This is a genomic window from Rhodococcus sp. 06-462-5 (assembly GCF_002258315.1).
Taxonomy (GTDB): Bacteria; Actinomycetota; Actinomycetes; order Mycobacteriales; family Mycobacteriaceae; genus Rhodococcoides.
In genome coordinates this window covers 1-20,631 of sequence record NZ_NOYD01000042.1, presented here as the reverse complement: position 1 = coordinate 20,631, position 20,631 = coordinate 1, and the positions used below count along the sequence as shown (strand labels likewise).

Annotated in this window: 19 protein-coding genes and 1 tRNA gene; 7 read left to right on the top strand and 13 right to left on the bottom strand. The window is 65.5% G+C overall.

The window, feature by feature from the left end; all coding sequences use genetic code 11:
* Positions 1-221: 221 nt before the first annotated feature.
* The 13 genes from CH251_RS19605 to argS form a co-directional block, all read right to left on the bottom strand.
* Positions 222-653: a hypothetical protein gene (locus CH251_RS19605; protein WP_045199492.1), complete on the bottom strand. Its 432-nt coding sequence runs from the start codon at positions 651-653 to the stop codon at positions 222-224.
* Positions 654-719: 66 nt separating this feature from the next.
* Entirely contained in the window at positions 720-1,931 is a 1,212-nt protein-coding gene (locus CH251_RS19600; protein ID WP_094614643.1) for a glycosyltransferase family 4 protein, read from the bottom strand.
* An 18-nt stretch (positions 1,932-1,949) separates the two neighbouring features.
* The gene (locus tag CH251_RS19595; protein ID WP_094614642.1) at positions 1,950-2,612 is read right to left on the bottom strand and encodes an L-threonylcarbamoyladenylate synthase; all 663 of its coding nucleotides are present in this window, start codon (positions 2,610-2,612) and stop codon (positions 1,950-1,952) included.
* A 66-nt stretch (positions 2,613-2,678) separates the two neighbouring features.
* Complete coding sequence (gene prmC, locus CH251_RS19590) at positions 2,679-3,563, bottom strand: peptide chain release factor N(5)-glutamine methyltransferase (RefSeq protein WP_094614641.1); 885 nt, start codon at positions 3,561-3,563, stop codon at positions 2,679-2,681.
* 34 nt (positions 3,564-3,597) lie between these two features.
* Positions 3,598-4,422: an SHOCT domain-containing protein gene (locus tag CH251_RS19585; RefSeq protein ID WP_094614640.1), complete on the bottom strand. Its 825-nt coding sequence runs from the start codon at positions 4,420-4,422 to the stop codon at positions 3,598-3,600.
* A gap of 106 nt (positions 4,423-4,528) precedes the next feature.
* A complete protein-coding gene (gene prfA, locus CH251_RS19580; RefSeq protein ID WP_094614639.1) occupies positions 4,529-5,605 on the bottom strand; it encodes a peptide chain release factor 1 in 1,077 nt (358 codons plus the stop codon).
* A gap of 96 nt (positions 5,606-5,701) precedes the next feature.
* Positions 5,702-5,935, bottom strand: coding sequence for a 50S ribosomal protein L31 (gene rpmE, locus CH251_RS19575; RefSeq protein WP_008715081.1), 234 nt, complete (start codon positions 5,933-5,935; stop codon positions 5,702-5,704).
* Between the two features lie 198 nt (positions 5,936-6,133).
* Entirely contained in the window at positions 6,134-8,254 is a 2,121-nt protein-coding gene (gene rho, locus CH251_RS19570; protein ID WP_094614650.1) for a transcription termination factor Rho, read from the bottom strand.
* Between the two features lie 309 nt (positions 8,255-8,563).
* Positions 8,564-9,496 carry a homoserine kinase gene (thrB, locus tag CH251_RS19565; RefSeq protein ID WP_094614638.1) on the bottom strand — a complete coding sequence of 311 codons (933 nt, stop codon included), beginning with the start codon at positions 9,494-9,496 and terminating at the stop codon, positions 8,564-8,566.
* A 19-nt stretch (positions 9,497-9,515) separates the two neighbouring features.
* Positions 9,516-10,583: a threonine synthase gene (gene thrC, locus CH251_RS19560; protein ID WP_027497914.1), complete on the bottom strand. Its 1,068-nt coding sequence runs from the start codon at positions 10,581-10,583 to the stop codon at positions 9,516-9,518.
* On the bottom strand, positions 10,580-11,881 hold the full coding sequence (locus CH251_RS19555) for a homoserine dehydrogenase (protein WP_094614637.1): 1,302 nt from the start codon (positions 11,879-11,881) through the stop codon (positions 10,580-10,582). The genes thrC and CH251_RS19555 overlap by 4 nt, the downstream gene beginning before the upstream one ends.
* The gene (gene lysA / locus CH251_RS19550; protein ID WP_094614636.1) at positions 11,878-13,299 is read right to left on the bottom strand and encodes a diaminopimelate decarboxylase; all 1,422 of its coding nucleotides are present in this window, start codon (positions 13,297-13,299) and stop codon (positions 11,878-11,880) included. The genes CH251_RS19555 and lysA overlap by 4 nt, the downstream gene beginning before the upstream one ends.
* On the bottom strand, positions 13,296-14,948 hold the full coding sequence (gene argS / locus CH251_RS19545; RefSeq protein WP_094614635.1) for an arginine--tRNA ligase: 1,653 nt from the start codon (positions 14,946-14,948) through the stop codon (positions 13,296-13,298). The genes lysA and argS overlap by 4 nt, the downstream gene beginning before the upstream one ends.
* A 231-nt stretch (positions 14,949-15,179) precedes the next feature.
* On the opposite strand from argS, the gene CH251_RS19540 reads away from it, so the two are divergent.
* The 7 genes from CH251_RS19540 (at position 15,180) to CH251_RS19510 (ending at position 20,476) form a co-directional block, all read left to right on the top strand.
* Entirely contained in the window at positions 15,180-16,061 is an 882-nt protein-coding gene (locus CH251_RS19540) for a DUF3105 domain-containing protein (RefSeq protein ID WP_094614634.1), read from the top strand.
* Positions 16,061-16,783 carry a DUF305 domain-containing protein gene (locus CH251_RS19535; RefSeq protein WP_094614633.1) on the top strand — a complete coding sequence of 241 codons (723 nt, stop codon included), beginning with the start codon at positions 16,061-16,063 and terminating at the stop codon, positions 16,781-16,783. The genes CH251_RS19540 and CH251_RS19535 overlap by 1 nt, the downstream gene beginning before the upstream one ends.
* 69 nt (positions 16,784-16,852) lie before the next feature.
* Positions 16,853-16,925 (top strand) — tRNA-Arg (locus CH251_RS19530).
* Positions 16,926-16,985: 60 nt separating this feature from the next.
* A complete protein-coding gene (locus tag CH251_RS19525; RefSeq protein ID WP_094614632.1) occupies positions 16,986-17,879 on the top strand; it encodes a hypothetical protein in 894 nt (297 codons plus the stop codon).
* Between the two features lie 14 nt (positions 17,880-17,893).
* Positions 17,894-18,481 carry a class I SAM-dependent methyltransferase gene (locus CH251_RS19520; RefSeq protein WP_094614631.1) on the top strand — a complete coding sequence of 196 codons (588 nt, stop codon included), beginning with the start codon at positions 17,894-17,896 and terminating at the stop codon, positions 18,479-18,481.
* Between the two features lie 82 nt (positions 18,482-18,563).
* Positions 18,564-19,907 carry a DUF2254 domain-containing protein gene (locus CH251_RS19515; protein ID WP_094614630.1) on the top strand — a complete coding sequence of 448 codons (1,344 nt, stop codon included), beginning with the start codon at positions 18,564-18,566 and terminating at the stop codon, positions 19,905-19,907.
* A gap of 35 nt (positions 19,908-19,942) precedes the next feature.
* The gene (locus CH251_RS19510; protein ID WP_094614649.1) at positions 19,943-20,476 is read left to right on the top strand and encodes a MarR family winged helix-turn-helix transcriptional regulator; all 534 of its coding nucleotides are present in this window, start codon (positions 19,943-19,945) and stop codon (positions 20,474-20,476) included.
* Positions 20,477-20,631: the final 155 nt, after the last annotated feature.

Genomic DNA, 20,631 nt, shown 5'->3' with positions numbered 1-20,631 from the left:
GTCGACTCGGCAACTCTCAGGGCGGAACCTTACGTTGCCGAAGTCGATGACTCCGGGCCTACTGTAAGGAAGCTCACGCTGACTGCTACCTGCGGGGTCGAGTCCGGGGAAAAAGTCTCTTTCGTCCCGGTCTTGCCCACCGCTTGATGCAAACTTTATCAACAGAACTACGACGTTGTGTAGGCGGCCCTCAGCTTAACCGATTACGACAGGCTGTCGTACTACCGATCGTCGGTCTTGTCCTCGGCGGGAACGCTGTCCACGTAGGCGACCTTGGTCTTGACGACACCGAAGACCTCTGCCCCGAGCACGACCACGAGCGCACCGAGAATGGTCAGGCCAAGCGAGTAGCGGTTGTAGAAGTCGGCATCCTTGAGTGCGACCAGCACGATCAGGGCGATCACCATCTTCACCAACCAACCGCCCAACAACAGGGCTCCGACCGCCGAGGCCGGGAAACGAGTGGTCAGAGCAACCGACAACGCCGTCGTGATGACGAAGCCTCCGCCGATTGCCACACCGATGATCGATCCCCACAAGCCGGGCGTTCCGGCCGCGGCCACGGATATACCCACGCTCACCACGGTCAGCACCACCAGTCCGATGAGTCCGTATCGGACTGCGGCGCGAAGCGGCGCGAATTGGTCGGGCATGGACTGCGGAGTGAAGGTCACAGTTGTCGAGGGTACCCAGCACGCGACCGCGAACAGCCGACGGGATCAGCCGCCCCGCCGAGCGCCTCGCGCTATCGACCGCTGCGATCGGTCCACCCTCAACGTGGGCACAGCCGTGACGACCAGCGCGAACACCAGACCGGCTGCAACCAGGAGTACCACTATTCGGCGGTCCAACAGGGACGACCCCACCGCCCCGAAAGCGAGGACACCGACCCACAGGTAGATCACCAACACCACTCGACGGTGCGAGTGTCCGATCTGCAGCAGCCGATGGTGCAGGTGCATCTTGTCGGGGCTGAAGGGACTCCGCCCTGCTCGAGTACGGCGGATGACAGCCAGCAGCAGGTCGAGAATCGGGATGAGCATCACGGCCCCGACCAGCAGCAGCGGCGACAGCAGACCGAGCAGATCGCGTGGACCGTACGCCGTCAACGGGATCCGCCCCGAGGCACTGGTCGAGATCGTGGCCAGCGTCAGACCGATCAGCATCGATCCCGAATCTCCCATGAAGATGCGCGCGGGTTGGAAGTTGTGCGGCAGAAAACCCAGGCACGCGCCCGCCAGCGCCGCTGCGATCAGAGCCGGTGGGTAGACCCCGACGTCGCCGCCCTGCTCCTGCAGCAACCCCACCGAGAAGATGCAGATCGCCACCGAGGAGATGAGCCCGAGACCGGCCGCCAGCCCGTCGAGACCGTCGACGAAGTTCATCGCATTGACGATCACGACGGTGATCAGAACGGTCACCAGGCCGGCTTGCAGTTGGTCCAGCACGAGCGTGGTTCCAGGCTGTCCCTCTTCACCGCCCCACGGCTGATACAGCACGACCCAGCTCACACCCATGATGACGAGAACTCCGGCCGCCGTCACCTGGCCCACGAACTTGGTCAGGGCGTCGAGACCCCATCGGTCGTCGATGACGCCGACCAGCACGATCACGAAGCCGGCAACCAGTGCGGCGGGAATGTCGCGGTTGTAGGCGACGTCGAATCCGCGAGCCAGCGCAGGCAGCTGCGACGCGAAGAGCAGCGCAGCCAGCATGCCCACGTAGATGCCCACTCCCCCGAGCCTCGGGGTGGCCTGCACGTGGACGTCACGATCGCGGGGAATGGCAACGGCACCGAACTTGATCGCCGCCACTCTGACGCCACCGGTGGCGAAGAACGTGACTACGGCGGCCGTGAGAAAGACCAGCAGTAGCTCGCGAATGGGAACACCTGCGCCCAGATTCGACTGAGCCAGCATCTCGACGCTCATGCGGAACGGATAGGCATGTCAGGACGCCCCCGGGACCAGGCTTTCGGCGGTGACACCGAGAACCTCGGCAATCTTCTCGGTGGGAATGGCACCGACCCGCAGAATTCGTGCACGATCGCTCGTCAGATCCACGATGGTCGACGCCACCGCGTGCTCGGCCGGTCCCCCGTCGAGGTAGACAGCCGCCGAGCCGCCGAGTTGATCTCGCGCCTCCGTGACGGTGGTGGCGGGTGGACTGCCGGAGATGTTGGCACTGGACACCGCGAGTGGGCCGACCTCGCGCAACAGCTCGAGGGCAACCGGGTGCAGCGGCATCCGCAACATGACGGTGCCCTGGGCGTCACCCAGATCCCAGGCCAGGGACGGAGCCTGTTGCACGACGATGCTCAGCGCGCCGGGCCAGAAGGCACGAATCAGGTCTCGGGTGCGTGGCCGGACGCTCTGGACCAAGCCATCGATGGTGTTCCACGAACCGACGAGCACGGGGACCGGCATATCGCGTCCCCTGCCCTTGGCTCGCAGCAGATCCGTGACAGCGCTGCCGTCGAATGCATCGGCGGCGATCCCGTACAGGGTGTCGGTGGGCATCACGACGAGTCGGCCGGACTTGAGGGCACCGCGGGCAGCGGTCAATCCGGCAGCGCGCGCGTCGGCTTCACGGCAGTCGTAGACGGTACTCACGGCACCTATCCTTCCACCTCCGATAACGAAGTGATGTCAGGTGTCGCCCGCCTGCCGTTCCCGTCGTCAGGCCGGGGCCGGGTGTGCCCGTGCGGCGACGACGAACCGGGGCCTGCCTGCCAGATCCGGATGCGCGGTGACCTCGGTGAACACTCGTCGCCTGGACAGAAATGCCGCCACCTCGCTGCCGTTGGAGTCGTCGTGTTCGATAGCGACACCACCGCCGATCCGAAGCCAGCGGGCGATGTTGCCGATCATCGGTTCGATGACCGACAGTCCGTCCGCACCGCCGAACAGCGCCATGTGCGGATCGTGATCGATCACCTCGGGATCGAGGTCTGCCCCCTCCGGGATGTAGGGCGGGTTGGCGACGATCATGTCGACTGCACCGTCGAGTTCGGTCAGCAGATCTTTTGCAGTGACGTCGCCGTGGTGCAGTGTGATCGGAGTGTCGCCGTGGCCGCTGCGCAGATCGGCATTGCGCCGGGCCCACGCCAATGCCGACGGGTCGAGCTCGACCGCGTGGACGACGGCGTCGGGCCGAGCGTTGGCGATCGCGAGTGCCAATGCGCCCGAGCCCGTGCACAGATCGAGAATCACCGGCGGATGGTGGTCGACGTTTTCGAGGAACGCCAGAGCCCAGGCCAACAACAATTCGGTTTCCGGCCGGGGCACGAACACGCCCGGTCCTACTTCGACGTCGATGTTGCCCAGCGAGGTCGTTCCCGTGATGTATTGCAGCGGAATGCGTTTCGCGCGTTGCTCGACGGTGCGGAAGTACGCCTCGACAACCTCGGGTTCGACGAGAGGAACCAGACCGAGACGGCCTCGATCCACGCCGACGAGATGTGCGGCGAGCAGCTCAGCATCGACCCGTGGGCTCGGCACACCGGCAGCATCGAGCATCGACGTTGCTTCGAGGATGGCCAGACGTAACGGCTTTCGGCTCACCTGTACAGACTGCCACGCGGCACCGACAACCCGGTCACAGCCGCCCCAGCAACTCCGACTTCTTGGCGTAGAACTCGTCGTCGGTGAGGAAGCCCTTCGCGTGCAGCCCTGCGAGTGCCTCGATCGCAGCCGTGATGTCGGAGATGTCGACGCCCGACGGTGTGCCCTGAGACCCCTGGTTCGAAGACGGTTGCGGCGAGGACTGCTGCGGCGAGGAAGGTTGCACGTAGGCCTGCGGAGCGGATTGCGGCGCCGGCTGGTTCTGCGAGTTCGTTCCGCTCGACTGCTGATCGACGCGAGGCAGGCTACCGGCGGTGAACGTGCCGTACTGGCTGGTGAACTCGAGCGAGCCCGGTCCGCCGCCCTGCTGTTGCTGGACTCCGCCGATGGAGTGATCAAGAGTGTCGTACACGGCCAATTCGCCGCCGACCAACACGGCGAGGCGTCGCGATCCCGGGAACACTGCGTACTGCGAGCCGTTCTGACCACCGCTCGAGCTCGGCGCACCGAGATCCGACGGCCACCACGAGCCGCCGCCGAACGAGTTGCCACCGAACGAGCTGCTGCCGGTCTCCCGCGGCGGATACACCTGATGCTGCGAGAGCACCGCAGACAGATCGCGGCAGAGGCCGTCGACCCGGCTCTTGAGTCCGTGATCGAACATGTTGCCCACCATGGTCATTCCGCCGCGCATCCACTGCCCACTGCCGCCGAGCTCGGGAATGTTGAACTGCGCCATGGTGCCGCGGCCGTTGTTGACGGCGTCGAGCATCGTGCGGACGGCGTCCGTCGAGACGCCGTAGCGCGACGACAGCTCGGACACGGCGTTCTCGCCTGCGGGGGTCAGGGCCTGGTTCATCTCTGGTGTGCCTCTCGGGCGCTGTTGCGGGGTCGAACCTGGCCGCCAGGGTATCGCACCGATCGGCGAATCAGCCCGGCGAAATCTGTAAAGCTATGCGCCGCAACTACTCTGCTTGCATGCGAGCGTCGCGGTCCGCTTTGGCGAGCGCGTCGAGCAACGCATCCATCTCTCCGTCGAGCAGGGCGTCGAGGTTGTGCGCCTTGAAGCCGATGCGGTGATCGGTGATGCGATTCTCGGGATAGTTGTACGTCCTGATCCGCTCCGAGCGGTCGACGGTACGCACCTGGCTGGCTCGACCGGCCGAGGCCTCTTCGTTGGCCGCTTCCTCGGCGGCCGCCTGGAGGCGAGCGGCGAGAACCTGCATCGCGCGCGCCTTGTTCTGCAGCTGCGATCGCTCGTTCTGGCAGGTCACCACGATGCCGGTGGGCAGGTGAGTGAGCCGGACTGCGGAGTCGGTGGTGTTGACGCCCTGACCACCCTTGCCCGACGAGCGATACACGTCGATGCGCAAGTCGGACTCGTCGATCTGAACTTCTTCGACCTCGTCCGGTTCGGGGTACACCAGGATGCCGGCCGCGGAGGTGTGCACGCGCCCCTGCGATTCGGTCACCGGTACCCGCTGCACGCGGTGGACCCCACCCTCGAACTTCAACCGGGCCCAGACGCCGTCGAGCGGGTCCTTCGTCTTGATCGACAGGGTCGCGTCCTTGTATCCACCCAGGTCCGAGACATTCGCGTCGAGCACCTCGACGCGCCACCCGCGGCGTTCGGCGTAGCGCACGTACATCCGCGCGAGATCGGCCGCGAAGAGCGCCGATTCCTCGCCGCCCTCACCCGACTTGACCTCCATCACGATGTCGTCGCCGTCGTGCGGGTCGCGTGGTGCCAGCAGGTCGGTCAGAGTCTGCTCGAGGTGCAACACGGTCGCCTCGAGGTCGGGGATCTCGGCCGCGAACGACGAATCGTCGGCCGCCAGCTCACGAGCGGCTTCGAGGTCGTCCTGCGCGGAGGTCAGCTTGGTGTGTGCGGACATGATGGGGGCCAGTTCGGCGAATCTCTTACCTGCTCTGCGGGCCGCGGACGGATCGTTGTGCAGTGCCGGGTCGGCGAGTTGCTGCTCGAGTCCTGAGTGCTCGGCGAGGATGTCGTCGATGGCCGAAGGCTTGTCTGTTCTCGCCATTTGATGACTCACTCTCGAACGCCGGTGCAACTGAATGTGGACACAAAAAAGCCGACGCCCGTCCTGTGATGCACAGGACGGGCGTCGGCGAAACAGCTAGCTGTCTGCGTCGGCCTTCTTGCCGGCGCGCTTGCCGTAGCGAGCCTCGAAGCGGGCGACGCGGCCGCCGGTGTCGAGAATCTTCTGCTTGCCGGTGTAGAAGGGGTGGCACTGCGAGCAGACCTCGACGCTGATGCGCTCTTTGTCGGTGGTGCTTCGGGTCTCGAAAGTATTGCCGCAACCACAGACGACTGTCGTCAGTGTGTAGTCGGGGTGAATTCCTGCCTTCATGGTGTCCTTACCGTTCTCTCTAGTGGTCGCCGGGTCGTCTTCGCCGATCGAAGACGTGAACCGGAACCGGACTCGGCCGTTGATTATGCCAGAGCGTGCATCTGACCTGCTAATCGCCGGTACTTCTGTGCCGACAGATGCTTACAACGCGCGCACCTGTCGGCTTGTTCCCCGGACGCACTATCCGGCTGACAGCCGTCAGTCGTTCGACCCGCCCGGCGCAGTCTTGGAGACTTCCATCAGGAACTCGAGGTTGTTCTTGCTCTTCTTCAGACGGTCGACCAGCAGGTCGATGGCCTGATGCGAGTCGAGTCCGGACAACACGCGCCGCAGCTTGTGCACGACGGCAGCCTCGTCGGGAGCAAGAAGCAGCTCGTCGTGGCGGGTGCTCGACGGGTTGATGTCGACGGCCGGGAACACGCGGCGTTCGGCGATCTTGCGATCGAGTTTGAGCTCGGCGTTGCCGGTGCCCTTGAACTCCTCGAAGATCACGGTGTCGCCGGTGGATCCGGTTTCGACCATGGCCGTGGCGATGATCGTCAACGATCCACCGTGCTCGATGTTTCGAGCCGCACCGAGGAATCGCTTCGGCGGGTACAGCGCGGTCGAGTCGACACCACCGGACAGGATTCGACCCGATGCGGGCGAGCTGTTGTTGTACGCACGTCCCAGACGGGTGATCGAGTCGAGCAGAACCACCACGTCCTGGCCGGCCTCGACCAGACGCTTCGCCCGCTCGATCGCCAGCTCGGCCACGGCTGTGTGGTCGCCCGGCGGCCGGTCGAACGTCGACGCGATGACCTCGCCCTTGACGGAGCGCTGCATGTCCGTCACTTCCTCGGGACGCTCGTCGACGAGGATGACCATCAGGTAGCACTCGGGATTGTTGATCGCGATCGCGTTGGCGATGGCCTGCAGAACGCTCGTCTTACCTGCCTTGGGCGGGCTGACGATCAGTGCGCGCTGACCCTTGCCGATCGGCATCACCAGGTCGATGATGCGCGTGGTCAGGATGTTCTGCTGCGTCTCGAGGCGCAGCCGCTGATTGGGGTACAGCGGGGTGAGCTTGCCGAATTCCGGACGCTTGCGCGCGGCCTCGACCTCTCCCCCGTTGACGGTGTCCAGACGCACGAGCGGGTTGAACTTCTGCCGCTGGCCGGACTGCTCGCCTTCGCGTGCCACGCGAACCGCGCCGGTCACCGCGTCGCCGCGGCGAAGGCCGTTCTTGCGAACGAGATTCATCGACACGTAGACGTCGTTCGGTCCGGCGAGGTAGCCGGAGGTGCGGACGAACGCGTAGTTGTCGAGCACGTCGAGGATGCCGGCTACCGGCTGAAGAACATCGTCCTCGCGGATCTCGGTGTCGCGCTCGCGTCCGCCGCCGCCGTCGTTGCCCTCGCCGCGATCGCGTCCACGACGCCGCTCACGGAACCGGCGACCCCGACGACCCCGGCCTTCGCCGTCGTCGTCCTGGTTGTTGTCGCGGTTGTCGCGCGGACCGTTGTTGCGATCCTCGTTGCGGTTGTCGTTGCGACCGTCGCCCTGATTGCGGTTGCGACCGCCCTGATTGCGACCGCCGTCGCGGTTGGAGTTGTCCCGGTCGCCCTGATTGCGGTTTCCGTTGTCACGGTTGCCGTTCTCGCGGTTCGAGCCGTCGCCCTGATTGCGGTTTCCGGAGTCGCGGTTCGCGTTGTCGCGGTTGCCGTCGGGGTCACGCGGTTCGCGCTCCGACCCGTCCTGGCGGTTGCGTTCGCCGCGACTACGACGGGGGCGCTCGGCGGCGGTGTCGCCGGTCTCGTCCGGCTTCTCGGCCTGCGGCGCGGCTGCGGGCGAATCGGTCGCCGCGGGAGCGGATCCGGCCGAATCGTTGCTGTCGTCGAGCGGGAGCTGATCAGGGGCACCGGCGCGCCGACCTGCGGCACGGCGTCCGCGTGTACGACGACCCGTCTCGGGAGCCGCATCGGCAGAATCGCTCGATTGCGTCGCGGGTGCGTCCGAGGACGGAGCTTCGGGAGCCGACTGCGTCGGTGCCGCCTCGGCTGCAGGCCGATCGTCGACAGCAGGCGCGGATGCAGCGGCACGACGCGACCGGGGTGCGTCGGATTTCGGTGAGTCGGATTTGGGCGCGTCCGACTTGGCCGGTGCGCTGCCCGATTGACGCTCGGAAATCGCAGCGATCAGATCGCCCTTGCGCATACCGGAAACGCTCTTGATGCCGAGTTCACCAGCGAGGCTGCGCAGCTCGGTGAGAACCATTCCGGACAGGCCTGCACGTCGGCGTGACGTTTCGGGCGCAGAGATTAGTTCCGTATCGGTCACGGAGGTCCTTTCCTTCCCTCGCTCGCTCGATGCGCAGCCGAGGGTTCGTTCCGCAGTTCGGCGTTCTGCCGAGCTCGGATATTGCCGTTCATGTTCGACGCACTCCGTCGACGACACCATCGATCCGTGACCGCAGAGAACCACGGGGAGGATCGAGTCAGGAGCGTCACATCACTCGGACGTTTGAATCCCCCGAATACAGCGACCTGATTGCCCTGACGAAACCGGCGTCTGAAGCGCACGATGTACGGACAGGGTTCACCATAGCGCCGTTGTCCCCACTCGGCAAGAACCCTTCTGACGCGTTTGTCACGCGACGGTGACTCCGTCGGCCACCTCGAGGTCGAGAACTCGCCACCCCTCGGCCGATGCGGCCTCGCGCAGATCGGCAGGAAACTCCTCGGTGCACAGCGCCATGACCGTCGGGCCCGCGCCGGACACCACGGCTGCGATGGACCGCGCGCGCAAGGTGGCGATCCAGCGAGTGGTGTCGGGCAACGCCTGGGCGCGCTGGCCTTGATGCAGCAGGTCCTCCGTCGCGGACATCAACAGATCCGGACGCTCGGTCAGCGCCACCACTGCAAGTGCACTTCGGCTGACATTGAAGGCCGCGTCACGATGAGGCACCAACTCGGGCAACAATCCCCGGGTGTGTGACGTCGACGAGCGCTCCGACGGTACGAGCACGACGACCTTGATACTCGGATGAACCTCGAGTCGCACGGCTGCGTACTTCCGCGCCGTCACACTGGCATTGGGCGGTTCGCTCCACGACACGACCGCACCGCCGAGACAACTCGCCGACGCATTGTCGGGATGACCCTCGAATTCCGACGACAGCTGGACGAGCTGGCTCTCCGACAGCGCGAGCGACGGATCCACTTTCGCGGCGAGCGCATTGGCGGCGGCGAGGCCCCCGACCACAGCCGACGCCGAGGAACCGAGACCCCTCGAATGAGGAATCACGTTGCGGCAGTGGACATCAAGGCCGTCGGCCCACACTCCGGCTGCTTCGAGCCCCCGCTCGATGGCACGCACCACCAGATGCGTCGGCCCCCACGGCACGTCCGCCGAACCCTCACCGTCGACGTGAATCCGAAGTCCCGACGCGGTGGTCTTGACCTCGATCTCGTCGTACAGCCCCAAAGCGATTCCGAGACTGTCGAATCCGGGTCCGATATTGGCACTGGACGCCGGGACTCGCGCGGTGACCGTGAGCCCGATGGGGAGTGTCGTCGTCATGGCCGGAGATTCCGTCAACTCAGGCCAGCTCGAGCGCAGCCGCGACAGCGACGGGATCGACCGAGATCGGCTCTACGACAGGCATTCCCGACAGAGCTGTGTCGGGATCCTTGAGACCGTTTCCGGTGACCGTGCACACGACGGTCAGGCCCGGTTCGAGCCAGCCTTCCTTTCGAGCTGCGAGCAGCCCGGCGACACTGGCCGCGGAGGCGGGCTCGACGAACACACCCTCGGTCTTCGCGATCAATCGGTACGCCTCGAGGATCTCCTCGTCGGTCGCTGCGCGGAATGCTCCGTTCGATTCTTCCTTGGCGTTGACGGCACCGTTCCAGGATGCGGGCGAGCCGATCCGGATTGCGGTGGCGATCGTCTCCGGATCCTTCACCGGCGCACCGTGAACCAGAGGAGCGGCGCCCGCGGCCTGGACTCCGAGCATCCGCGGCTTGCGCGTGGTGAGACCGTCCCGGAAGTACTCCGAGTAGCCGCGCCAGTACGCGGTGATGTTGCCCGCGTTGCCGACCGGCAGAGCATGGATGTCCGGTGCGTCGCCGAGGGCGTCGCAGATCTCGAAGGCCGCGGTCTTCTGGCCTTCGATGCGGACGGGGTTCACGGAGTTGACCAGACCGATGGTCGGGAACTCGGCCGTGGTCTTGCGGGCCAGTTCGAGGCAATCGTCGAAGTTGCCCTGCACCTGAATGATCTTGGCTCCGTGCATGACTGCCTGAGCGAGCTTGCCCATGGCGATCTTGCCCTGCGGAACCAGTACGGCACAGCTCATTCCGGCCTTGGCCGCGTAGGCGGCCGCGGAGGCCGAAGTGTTGCCGGTCGAGGCGCAGAGAACGGCTTCCTGGCCTCGGGCGAGCGCGTCGGTGACGGCCATGGTCATCCCGCGGTCCTTGAACGAGCCGGTGGGGTTGAGCCCCTCGACCTTCAGATGCACTGTGCATCCGGTCAGTTCGGACAGGTGCCCGGCAGGCAACAACGGGGTGCCGCCCTCGCGCAGCGTGACGGTCTTCCAATCCGGGCCGATCGCCAGACGGGAGCGGTATGCCTCGATCAGACCGGGCCAGGGGGTGTGGACGCTCATACGGTGGTGCCTTCCAATCGGAGAACGCTGGCGACGTTGACGACGACGTCGAGCTGCTCGAGGGATGCAACGGTGTCGGACAGTGCGGAGTCGGCCGCGAGGTGCGTGACGACGACGAGCCTGGCTCCGTCACCCGAGCCCTGCTGACGCACCGTGGAGATGCTGACGTCGCGCTTGGAGAACTCGGCCGCCACCGTGGCGAGAACGCCCGGCTTGTCCGCGACCTGCATGCTGACGTAGTAGCGAGTGAGGATGTCACCCATAGGGGCCACCTTGAGCTTGGCGTACTTGGATTCGAGTGGGCCCCGTCCGCCGTAGAACTTGTTGCGAGCGGCCATCACCAGGTCGCCGAGTACTGCAGACGCGGTCGGCGCACCGCCGGCACCCTGGCCGTAGAACATCAGGCGGCCGGCGGCCTCGGCTTCGACGACCACGGCGTTGAACGCACCGTTCACCGATGCCAACGGGTGGTTCAGCGGAACGAGCGCGGGATAGACCCGAGCGGAGATTCGCTCCTTGCCCTTGGGCGTCACGATGCGCTCGCAGATGGCCAGCAGCTTGATGGTGCAGTCCAGGGACTTCGCGGTTTCGAGATCGTCGGAGGTGATCTTGCTGATTCCCTCGCGGTACACGTCACCGGCGGTGACCCGCGTGTGGAACGCGATGGACGCCAGGATGGCGGCCTTCGATGCAGCGTCGTAACCCTCGACGTCAGCGGTCGGGTCGGCCTCGGCGTAGCCCAGACGCCCTGCCTCGGCGAGGGTTTCGGCGTAGTCCGCTCCGGTCTCGTCCATGGCGGAGAGGATGAAGTTGGTGGTTCCGTTGACGATGCCGGCAACCTTGTTGACACGGTCACCCGCGAGGGACTGCATCAGCGGACGAACCACGGGAATGGCTCCGGCCACAGCGGCCTCGAAATACAGGTCGGCACGGGACTTCTCGGCCGCGTCGGCGAGCTCTCCGGTGTACTCGGCCAGCAGTGCCTTGTTGGCCGTGATGACGGACTTGCCCTTCTCCAGAGCAGACAGCACCAGCTTGCGGGGAATGTCGATGCCGCCGAGCACCTCGACGACGATGTCGACGTCGTCGCGGCCGACCAGTTCTGCCGGGTCGTCGGTGAGCAACTCGGCCGGTACTCCACGATCGCCGTCGACCCGACGCACAGCGATGCCCCGAATCTCCAGTGGCGCACCGATTCTCGCCTCGAAGTCCTCGGCGTTCTCGGTGAGGATTCGAACGACCTCGCTGCCGACGTTTCCGAGTCCGAGTACGGCGACGCCTATCGGCTTCGATGTCATGGCTGAACCTCCAAGCTGAGCAGATCTTCGATGGTTTCCCGCCGCAGGATCAGGCGCGAGTGCCCGTCCTTGACCGCGACCACAGCGGGTCGCGTCAGCAGGTTGTAGCGACTGGACATGGAGTAGCAGTAGGCCCCGGTGGCCGCTACCGCGAGCAGGTCACCCGGCCCGACGTCTGCCGGCATCCATGTGTTCTTGATGACGATGTCGCCGCTCTCGCAATGCTTTCCGACCACCCGAGCCACGACGGCCTCGGCATCGCTCGAGCGCGAGACCAATCGACAGTCGTATTCGGCCTGGTACAGCGAGGTGCGAATGTTGTCGCTCATGCCGCCGTCGACGCTGATGTAGCGCCTGCGCGTCGACTTGTCGACGGTGACATCCTTGATCGTGCCGACCTCGTAGAGCGTGACGGTGCCCGGTCCGGCGATGGCGCGGCCGGGCTCGACGGCGATCGTCGGAACAGGCAGTCCTACTGCGGCGGATTCCGTCTCCACGATGGCGGTCAACTTCGCCGCGAGCTGCTCGACCGGGGGCGGATCATCGGTCGGTACATACGAAATACCCATGCCGCCACCGAGATCCAGTGTCGAGATCTGTGCGGTCTTGTCGACGCCGAACTCCGAGACGATGTCTCGGAGCAGCCCGATGACCTTGTGCGCTGCCAGCTCGAAGCCGTCGACCTCGAATATCTGCGAACCGATGTGGCTGTGCAGTCCCACGAGGCGAAGGTTGTCGGCAGCGAACACGCGCCGGACGGCTTCGAGCGCCGAGCCGTCGGCGAGCGAGAAGCCGAACTTCTGATCCTCGTGCGCGGTGGCGATGAACTCGTGCGTATGCGCTTCGACACCGACGGTGATGCGAATCAGAACGTCCTGGACCACACCGGCTGCGCCGGCGACGCCGTCGAGACGGTCGATCTCGATGTTGGAGTCGAGAACCACATGTTCGACGCCTGCGCGCACGCCTGCCTCGAGCTCGGCGACCGATTTGTTGTTGCCGTGCATGGCAATTCGGTCGGCCGGGAATCCGGCAGCCAACGCGATGGCCAGCTCGCCTCCGGAGCAGATGTCGAGCGAGAGTCCTTCGTCGGCCACCCAACGTGCGATCTCTCCGCACAGGAAAGCCTTGGAGGCGTAGTGAACTCGTTCGGGTGCCCCGAACGCTGCCGCCATTTCACGGCAGCGCGAACGGAAGTCGTTTTCGTCGACGACGAACAACGGTGTGCCGTACTGCTCCGCGAGGTCGGTGACCGACACTCCGGCGAGACGGACGGTGCCGTCCCCACCACGCTCGGCGTTGCGGGGCCACACCTGCTCGGGCAGCGTCGTCATCTCGGACGCGTCGGCCGGTCGATGTGACGTCGACTGTTTGGCGGGAGTGTCGGCATGTTTCGGGCCTGCCGGATGTGCGCTCACATGCGCTCCGGTGCGCTGACCCCGAGCAGTTCGAGGCCGTTGGCCAGGACCTGCCGGGTCGCGTTCCCCAACGCCAGTCGTGCGGTGTTCACAGGTCCGGGCTCCTCGTCTCCTTGTGGAAGTACTCGACACGCACCGTAGAAACGGTGGTAGGCCCCCGCCAGCTCTTCGAGGTAGCGGGCGATCCGGTGTGGTTCGCGTAGTTCGGCGGCACTGGCCACCACTCGTGGATACTCGCCGATCGTCCTGATCAGCTCGCCTTCCTGCTCGTGGGTGAGCAGGCTCAGATCCGGCTGCTGCGCGCTGATTCCCAGTTCGGCGGCGTTGCGCGCGAGCGAGGCAAGGCGGGCGTGAGCGTACTGGACGTAGTAGACCGGGTTCTCGTTGCTCGCGCTCGCCCACAGCGCGAGGTCGATGTCGATGCTTGAGTCGACGGACGAACGGATCATCACGTACCGGGAGGCGTCGACGCCGATGGCTTCGACCAGGTCGTCGAGGGTGATGACGGTTCCGGCACGCTTGCTCATCTTCACGGCCACGCCGTCGCGGACGAGGTTGACCATCTGGCCGATGAGGACCTCGACCGTCTCGGGGTCGTCGCCGAATGCCGCCGCGGCCGCCTTGAGTCGTCCGATGTACCCGTGGTGGTCCGCTCCGAGCATGTAGATGCACAGATCGAAGCCGCGCTGCCGCTTGTTCTGGAAGTAGGCGATGTCGCCGGCGATGTAGGCGGCGTTGCCGTCGCTCTTGATGACGACACGATCCTTGTCGTCACCGAAGTCGGTGGACCGCAGCCACCAGGCCCCGTCCTCCTCGTAGAGACTCCCCGAGGTCTTGAGGTACTCGACCGACTTGTCGACGGCACCGGACTCGAACAGCGAGTTCTCGTGGAAGTAGACGTCGAAGTCGACACCGAACTCGTGCAGGTTCGCCTTGATCCGATCGAACATCAGCTCGGTGCCGATGGACCGGAACGCCTCTTCCTGCGCCTCGGTGTCCAGAGCGAGCGCGTCGGGTCGCTCGGCGAGCACGTGCGCGGCGATGTCGGCGATGTATTCGCCCGCGTAGCCGTTGTCGGGTGCAGGCTCACCCTTCGCGGCGGCGATGAGCGAGTGGGTGAAGCGCGCGATCTGAGCGCCGTGATCGTTGAAGAAGTACTCGCGGGTGACCTCTGCCCCGTGAGCGGTCAGGATGCGGCCGAGTGCATCGCCGACGGCTGCCCACCGGGTACCGCCGAGGTGTACCGGACCGGTGGGGTTGGCCGAGACGAACTCGAGATTGACCTTCTTGCCCGCCATCGAGGAACCGTTGCCGAATGCCGCGCCCGCCGCGAGTACGCGGGCAACGATCTCGCCCTGCGCTGCAGCGGCCAGTCTGATGTTCAGGAATCCGGGGCCTGCGACATCGGCCTCGGCGATGGCGGCGTCGGCGGCGAGAGCCTCGGCGAGCCAGCCGGCGAAGTCGCGGGGATTGGCTCCGGCCTTCTTCGCGACCTGGAGTGCCACGTTGGTCGCGTAGTCGCCGTGCTCGGGATTTCGGGGACGCTCGACGGTCAGCTTCGCAGGGAGGACGGATGCATCCAGGCCGCGGTCGGCAAGCACCTTCGCGGCGGTCGCGTGCAGCAGTTCGGCAAGATCGGCGGGAGTCACAGGTAGCTATCCTATTGGCTGGTGCGCGGCGTCCTCGCATCCACTGCCCGTCTGCCCGCGAGCAGCCTCGGCCGACGCGGTCCGCGCAGGCTCTGAGCACGCTCTCAGGCAGAGAACGTACAGTGAGGACGCTCTGCGCCGACGCTCATCCAATGATGCCGTCACCAGCAGATACGCAGCACCAGCGCGACCGACCACCACCTTTCCTCGACTGAGAGAGCAACTACAGCGATGCCAACGGGTCCCGACAAAGGCAGTCAGAACAAGTCGGCTGCGAAGGCAGACAAAGCCATCAATGCAGCCAACAAGAAGTCAGCTCGTAAGAAGAAGGGCGGAGTGCCCACTGCCACGGGCAGGCAGATTCCCTGGCTGACCGTTGCCGGTGTCGTCGTTGTCGTCGGTCTCGTTGCTGGCCTCGGGATCAATCTGTATCCGAAGTACCAGGACCGAGCCGAGGCGCAGAAATTCGCGCCCAGCGAGGCCAATCAGGATCCGTCGACCGGCATCGAGGGTGTGACCGTGCAGGAGTACCCCGCGGCTCTGCACGTCGGGCGCACGCAGCGGGTCGCCTACGACCAGTCGCCGCCGTTCGGTGGACCGCACGATGCCGTGTGGGCCACCTGCACGGGCATCGTCTATCCCGAGGCCATTCGTACCGAGAACGCGGTGCACTCGCTCGAACACGGTGCCGTCTGGGTCACCTACAACCCCGACGATCTGAACGCGGACCAGGTCCAGACCCTCGCCGATCGCGTCGACGGCGAAACGCAGATGATGATGTCGCCGTACCCCGGCCTCGACTCCCCGGTCTCGCTGCAGTCCTGGGGCCACCAGCTCAAGCTGGACAGCGTGGACGACGAACGCATCGGGCAGTTCATCTCTGCACTTCGACTCAATCGCTTCGCCTACCCGGAGGTCGGTGCCAGCTGCGCGTCGGTCCCGAACACCACCGGTGACGGCTTCGATCCCGACAACCCGCCGCTGTTCGATGCCTCCGCACCCGGCGCGGACGCAGTGCCGATGGACGGTGCCGGGATCACTCCCGACGCCAGCGAGACCGGTGGTACCGGCGGGATGCAGCTGCCGAGCGATCTCCAGATCCCCACGAACTGATGACCGAACCGACACCGACCGAGAATGCGGAAGCCACCACAACCGCAACCAAGCCGAGTCAGCGCACCGCGCTGGTGGCGCTCGCGCTGATCGCCGTCCTGGCAATCGGCTTCGCCGTGGGCTTTCTGGTGCAGAGTCCGTTGGGCGGCGACGACAGTGCACCCGCCGCGGACTCGGTCGATGTCGGCTTCGCTCAGGACATGACCGTGCACCACAACCAGGCCATCGAGATGGCCGCGGTGGCGCTGACCAACGCCTCCGATCAAGCCGTCAAGAACCTGGCGTTCGACATGCTCACCTCGCAGCAGAACCAGGTAGGACAGATGCAGGGCTGGCTGGCTCTGTGGGACCGAGCGCCGATCTCGACCGACGGGTACATGACCTGGATGGCCGAGGACGACTCGCACGGTCACTCGATGGGCGGGATGTCCATGGAGCCCGGATCCTCGGACCCCACCAGGGCCATGCCGGGCATGGCCAGTTCGGCCGAGCTCGCCGAGCTTCGCCAAGCCACCGGCTCGGACGTCGACGTGATGTTTCTCCAGCTCATGCTGCGCCACCACGAGGGTGGCCTGGCGATGATGGAGTACGCGCAGACTCACGCGCAGTCGCCTGCGGTGATCAATCTGGCGCAGTCCATGGTTGCCACCCAGACCAGCGAGTCGACGCTGATGAAGCAGATGCTCGCCGAGAAGGGTGCGCAGCCGCTGCCCGAGGGGTGATTTCGACTCCCGTCGGACATGCGCTAGTCTTTCGTACAGCCCAACAGGCACACCGGCTGATGCCGGTGCGCCCCCGTAGCTCAGGGGATAGAGCGTTCGCCTCCGGAGCGAAAGGCCGCAGGTTCGAATCCTGCCGGGGGCACACATCTTTCACGCACGTCACCGTCGCTCGGTGGCTGCTCGAACGAGACGGTGGACGTCGATGTCCGAGAATCTCCCCGGAGTCGAGACCGTCGTCGACGATCTGTATTCGCTCCCTCCCACCGATTTCGTCTCGCACCGCACCGCATACGTTTCCCGCTTCAAGAAGGCCGGCGACAAAGCCGGTGCCACCCGCATCGGTTCCCTCCGCAAGCCCACGGTCGTGGCGTGGTTGGTGAACACACTCGCTCGGCGAGACGAATCGGCTCTGGCTGAACTGTTCGATCTGGGCGAGCAACTCGAACGAGCCCAGCAGCGCGGCGACGGCCCCCGGCTGCGTGAATTGTCCACTGCTCGAAGCACTTCGATACGCGCCCTGACCGATCGTGCAGTCTCGCTGGGACGCGAGACCGGGACCACCGTCGGCGACAACGCTGCCCGCGAGATCTCCAACACCCTGAACGCAGCGATGGCCGATGCCGAGATACGCGACCGCGTGCGTGCCGGCCGAACCGTAGTGGCCGAAACGTACAGCGGCTTCGGACCTGCGCTGCTCTCCCTCGTTCCCGACCCGCCCGACGAGAATGACGGTGCCGAGTCCGACGAGTCCGACTCGCCGTCTTCGGAGATCGAGGACGACCGGCAGGAAGCGGACGAAGCCGAACGGAACCGGCTGCTCGCCGAACTCGAGTCGGCCGAATCCGATCTCGATGCCGCACGAACCGAAGCCGAGGACGCCCGGTCCGACACCGAACGAAAAGCGTCCGAATTACACAGTGCTGCAGCAGAAGTAGAGCGAATCGAGTTCCAGTTGGAGGCAGCCAGGGCCACCGCGCAGGCTGCGCGAGAAGCGAACGAGGCCAGTGTCCTACAGGCGGAGTCGACGGCGGAGGTACTCGAGGCGGCCCGCGCTCGCGTCGCCGAAGCCCAGTCCGCCCTCGAGGAACTGAGCTGACCTACCCTGACGGGGTGACCACACGCTGGCAGGCCGAGAACTCCGCAGACGATTCCGCACGCTACATCGAGCGTTTCGACCGCCTGGCCGAACGTGGCGTGGATCTGCACGGCGAGGCCCGCATGGTCGACGCGGTGGTCTCCCCCGCGTCGAGCATTCTCGATGCCGGATGCGGTACCGGCCGACTCGGTGTGGAGTTGGCCCGACGCGGACACCGGGTGACCGCAGTGGATCTCGATCCGGTTCTGGCCGAGGCAGCGCGCGCACATTCCGAACTCGACGTGCACGTCGCCGATCTGACGACGCTGGATCTCGGCCGGACCTTCGACGCGGCCGTGGCCGCGGGCAACGTACTGGTCTTCATGAAACCCGGAACCGAACGCGCAGCGCTCGAACGCATCTGGGCACACCTGACCGACGGCGGGGTGTTCGTGACCGGATTCGCTACCGATCGGGAGTACACCGTCGACATGCTCGACGCGGATCTGGCGGCGGCCGGCTTCGTCCTCGAACACAGATTCGCGACCTGGGATCTGCGGACCTGGCACGACGACGCGGACTGGGCCGTCACCGTGGCACGAAAGCCGACTCTGCTCGCCTGATGGGTAACGAATCGACCCTGTTCGATCACCGTGATTCGAATACCGAGGGTTGGTTCGGACGCCCGCGGGAAGACTGTGCGTCATGAAGGAACACATGGCGAAGCTGCGGGAATCGTTCTGGTTCATTCCCGCCGTCCTCGGAGTTGTCGCACTCGTGCTCGCGCAGGCTCTGGTGAGTCTCGATCGCTATCTGCTCGACACTCGTGTGGATCTGACGGGCTCGCTGCTCTATCACGTGGGTGCCAGTGGCAGCCGCGACATCCTCGGTGCCATCGGCGGGTCGATGCTCGGTGTGGCCGCGACGTCGTTCTCCATCACCATCTCGGTTCTCGCCACCGCCAGTTCCTCGTACGGCCCCCGCCTGGTGCGCAACTTCATGGCCGATCGCGGCAACCAGGTGGTGCTCGGAATCTTCGGTGCCAAGTTCCTGTACTCGCTGATGGTGCTGCGGTCGATTCGCTCGATCGAATCCGATGGGTCCGTCTTCGTTCCGGACATCGCCGTCAACGTTGCCGTTGCGCTCGCGGTGGTCGACGTGGGTGTGCTCGTCTACTTCATTCATCACATCGCGCAGTCGATCCAGGTGGCGACGCTGTCCGGCCGCGTCCGAGACGAACTGTCGGAGTCCGTCGACGCGCTGTACCCACCCGAGCAACCCGCCGATGCCGCGTCGGCGGAGGGCATCGTCAAGCCGCCCGTCTACACCACGGTGCTGGCCGAGGAGTCCGGGGTGATCATCGACATCGACGAGAACGGCTTGTTGGACATCGCTGCCGACACCGACACATTGATCGACATCCATCGAGTGCCCGGTGAACATGTCGTTGCCGGTGAGCCACTGGCCGATGTTCTGGCCGATCGCTCGGCCGATATCTCCGAAAATGCGTTCGCACGAGTTCGAGGGTCGTTCGACATCGGCACCAGTCGAACACCCCGGCACGACATCGCTTTCGCCGTCGAGCAGATGACCGAAATGGCGGTGCGCGCCTTGTCGACGGGGGTCAACGATCCGTACACGGCACGCAACGCCATCGACGATCTCACGGTCGGACTCGTCGCAGTCGTTCAGCGCCCCATGCCCGCTCGCGCTCGTTGCGGCTCCGACGGCACCGTGCGGGTGATCACCCGCCGCGTCGCCGTTCCGTCGCTGATCGACCATGCCCTCGATGCCGTGCGGATCTACGGCACCGGCAGCCCCATGGTGGTGCAGGCCGGCATTCGTCTCGCCGAGCGAGTCGGTCGCGCAGCACAGTCCTCCGAGAACGTCGACGCCGTCCTGACCCAACTGGAACTGCTGGACAGTGCGTTGGCATCGGGCGACGCCGACACCGCCCGCACAGCCGATGCCCGAGAGCAGATCTCGCGCGCGACAACCGCGATCACCGATCGGGTTCCCCTCGCAGTACCTCGCGTCGTGATTCGGTAGACGCTGGAACCGGGCACCGTGGGAGGATGGTCGGTATGCCAGCACCGTCTCCGCTTCCCCTCGATCCCATTGCAGAGGCACACCGCCAGTGGACCAAGCACGGCTGGTCCGAGGCCGCCGACGGTATGGCCGCGGTGACGTCGTTGATGCGGGCGCAGCAGATCATGCTGGCACGAGTCGAGGAAGCGTTGAAGCCGACGGGACTGACCTTTTCGCGCTACGAATTGCTGACGTTGTTGACCTTCACCAAGAACGGCGCTCTGCCGATGGCGAAGGCGAGTGCACGTCTGCAGGTGCATCCCACGAGCGTGACCAACGCTGTCGATCGCCTCGAGTCGGTGGGATACGTTCGACGCATCCCACATCCGAGCGATCGGCGCACCACGCTGGTCGAAATCACCGAACAGGGACGCACGTTGGCGGTCGAGGCCACCGAGCGCCTGAACTCGCTGGTGTTCGCACGCCCCGGGCTGGCGCGTGACAAGTTACTGGCGCTCGTTCGGATCCTGGCGGAACTGCGTTCGGATGCAGGGGATTTCGACAGTGATGACATAACCACATCGTTCTGAGTTCGATGGTGACTCGTCACAAGACAATGGCACACCCGTACCGTTCGTGGTCCAATTGCACTGGGAACAGGGCGGAGTCGATCTGCTGAAGGGCGGGGCGGGGTGCTGGTGTTGGGATATCGCACAACACGGTGACGCCGTGATTGGGTACCAGC

Bases quoted from the DNA above. Each gene is read 5' to 3' on its own strand.
- CH251_RS19525 (WP_094614632.1), top strand. From the start codon at position 16,986: ATGTCCGAGAATCTCCCCGGAGTCGAGACCGTCGTCGACGATCTGTAT.
- CH251_RS19540 (WP_094614634.1), top strand. From the start codon at position 15,180: ATGCCAACGGGTCCCGACAAAGGCAGTCAGAACAAGTCGGCTGCGAAG.
- CH251_RS19515 (WP_094614630.1), top strand. From the start codon at position 18,564: ATGAAGGAACACATGGCGAAGCTGCGGGAATCGTTCTGGTTCATTCCC.
- CH251_RS19510 (WP_094614649.1), top strand. From the start codon at position 19,943: ATGCCAGCACCGTCTCCGCTTCCCCTCGATCCCATTGCAGAGGCACAC.
- rpmE (WP_008715081.1), bottom strand. From the start codon at position 5,935: ATGAAGGCAGGAATTCACCCCGACTACACACTGACGACAGTCGTCTGT.
- CH251_RS19585 (WP_094614640.1), bottom strand. From the start codon at position 4,422: ATGAACCAGGCCCTGACCCCCGCAGGCGAGAACGCCGTGTCCGAGCTG.
- CH251_RS19555 (WP_094614637.1), bottom strand. From the start codon at position 11,881: ATGACATCGAAGCCGATAGGCGTCGCCGTACTCGGACTCGGAAACGTC.
- thrC (WP_027497914.1), bottom strand. From the start codon at position 10,583: ATGAGCGTCCACACCCCCTGGCCCGGTCTGATCGAGGCATACCGCTCC.
- prfA (WP_094614639.1), bottom strand. From the start codon at position 5,605: ATGGCGAGAACAGACAAGCCTTCGGCCATCGACGACATCCTCGCCGAG.
- thrB (WP_094614638.1), bottom strand. From the start codon at position 9,496: ATGACGACGACACTCCCCATCGGGCTCACGGTCACCGCGCGAGTCCCG.
- CH251_RS19605 (WP_045199492.1), bottom strand. From the start codon at position 653: ATGCCCGACCAATTCGCGCCGCTTCGCGCCGCAGTCCGATACGGACTC.
- CH251_RS19600 (WP_094614643.1), bottom strand. From the start codon at position 1,931: ATGAGCGTCGAGATGCTGGCTCAGTCGAATCTGGGCGCAGGTGTTCCC.
- CH251_RS19535 (WP_094614633.1), top strand. From the start codon at position 16,061: ATGACCGAACCGACACCGACCGAGAATGCGGAAGCCACCACAACCGCA.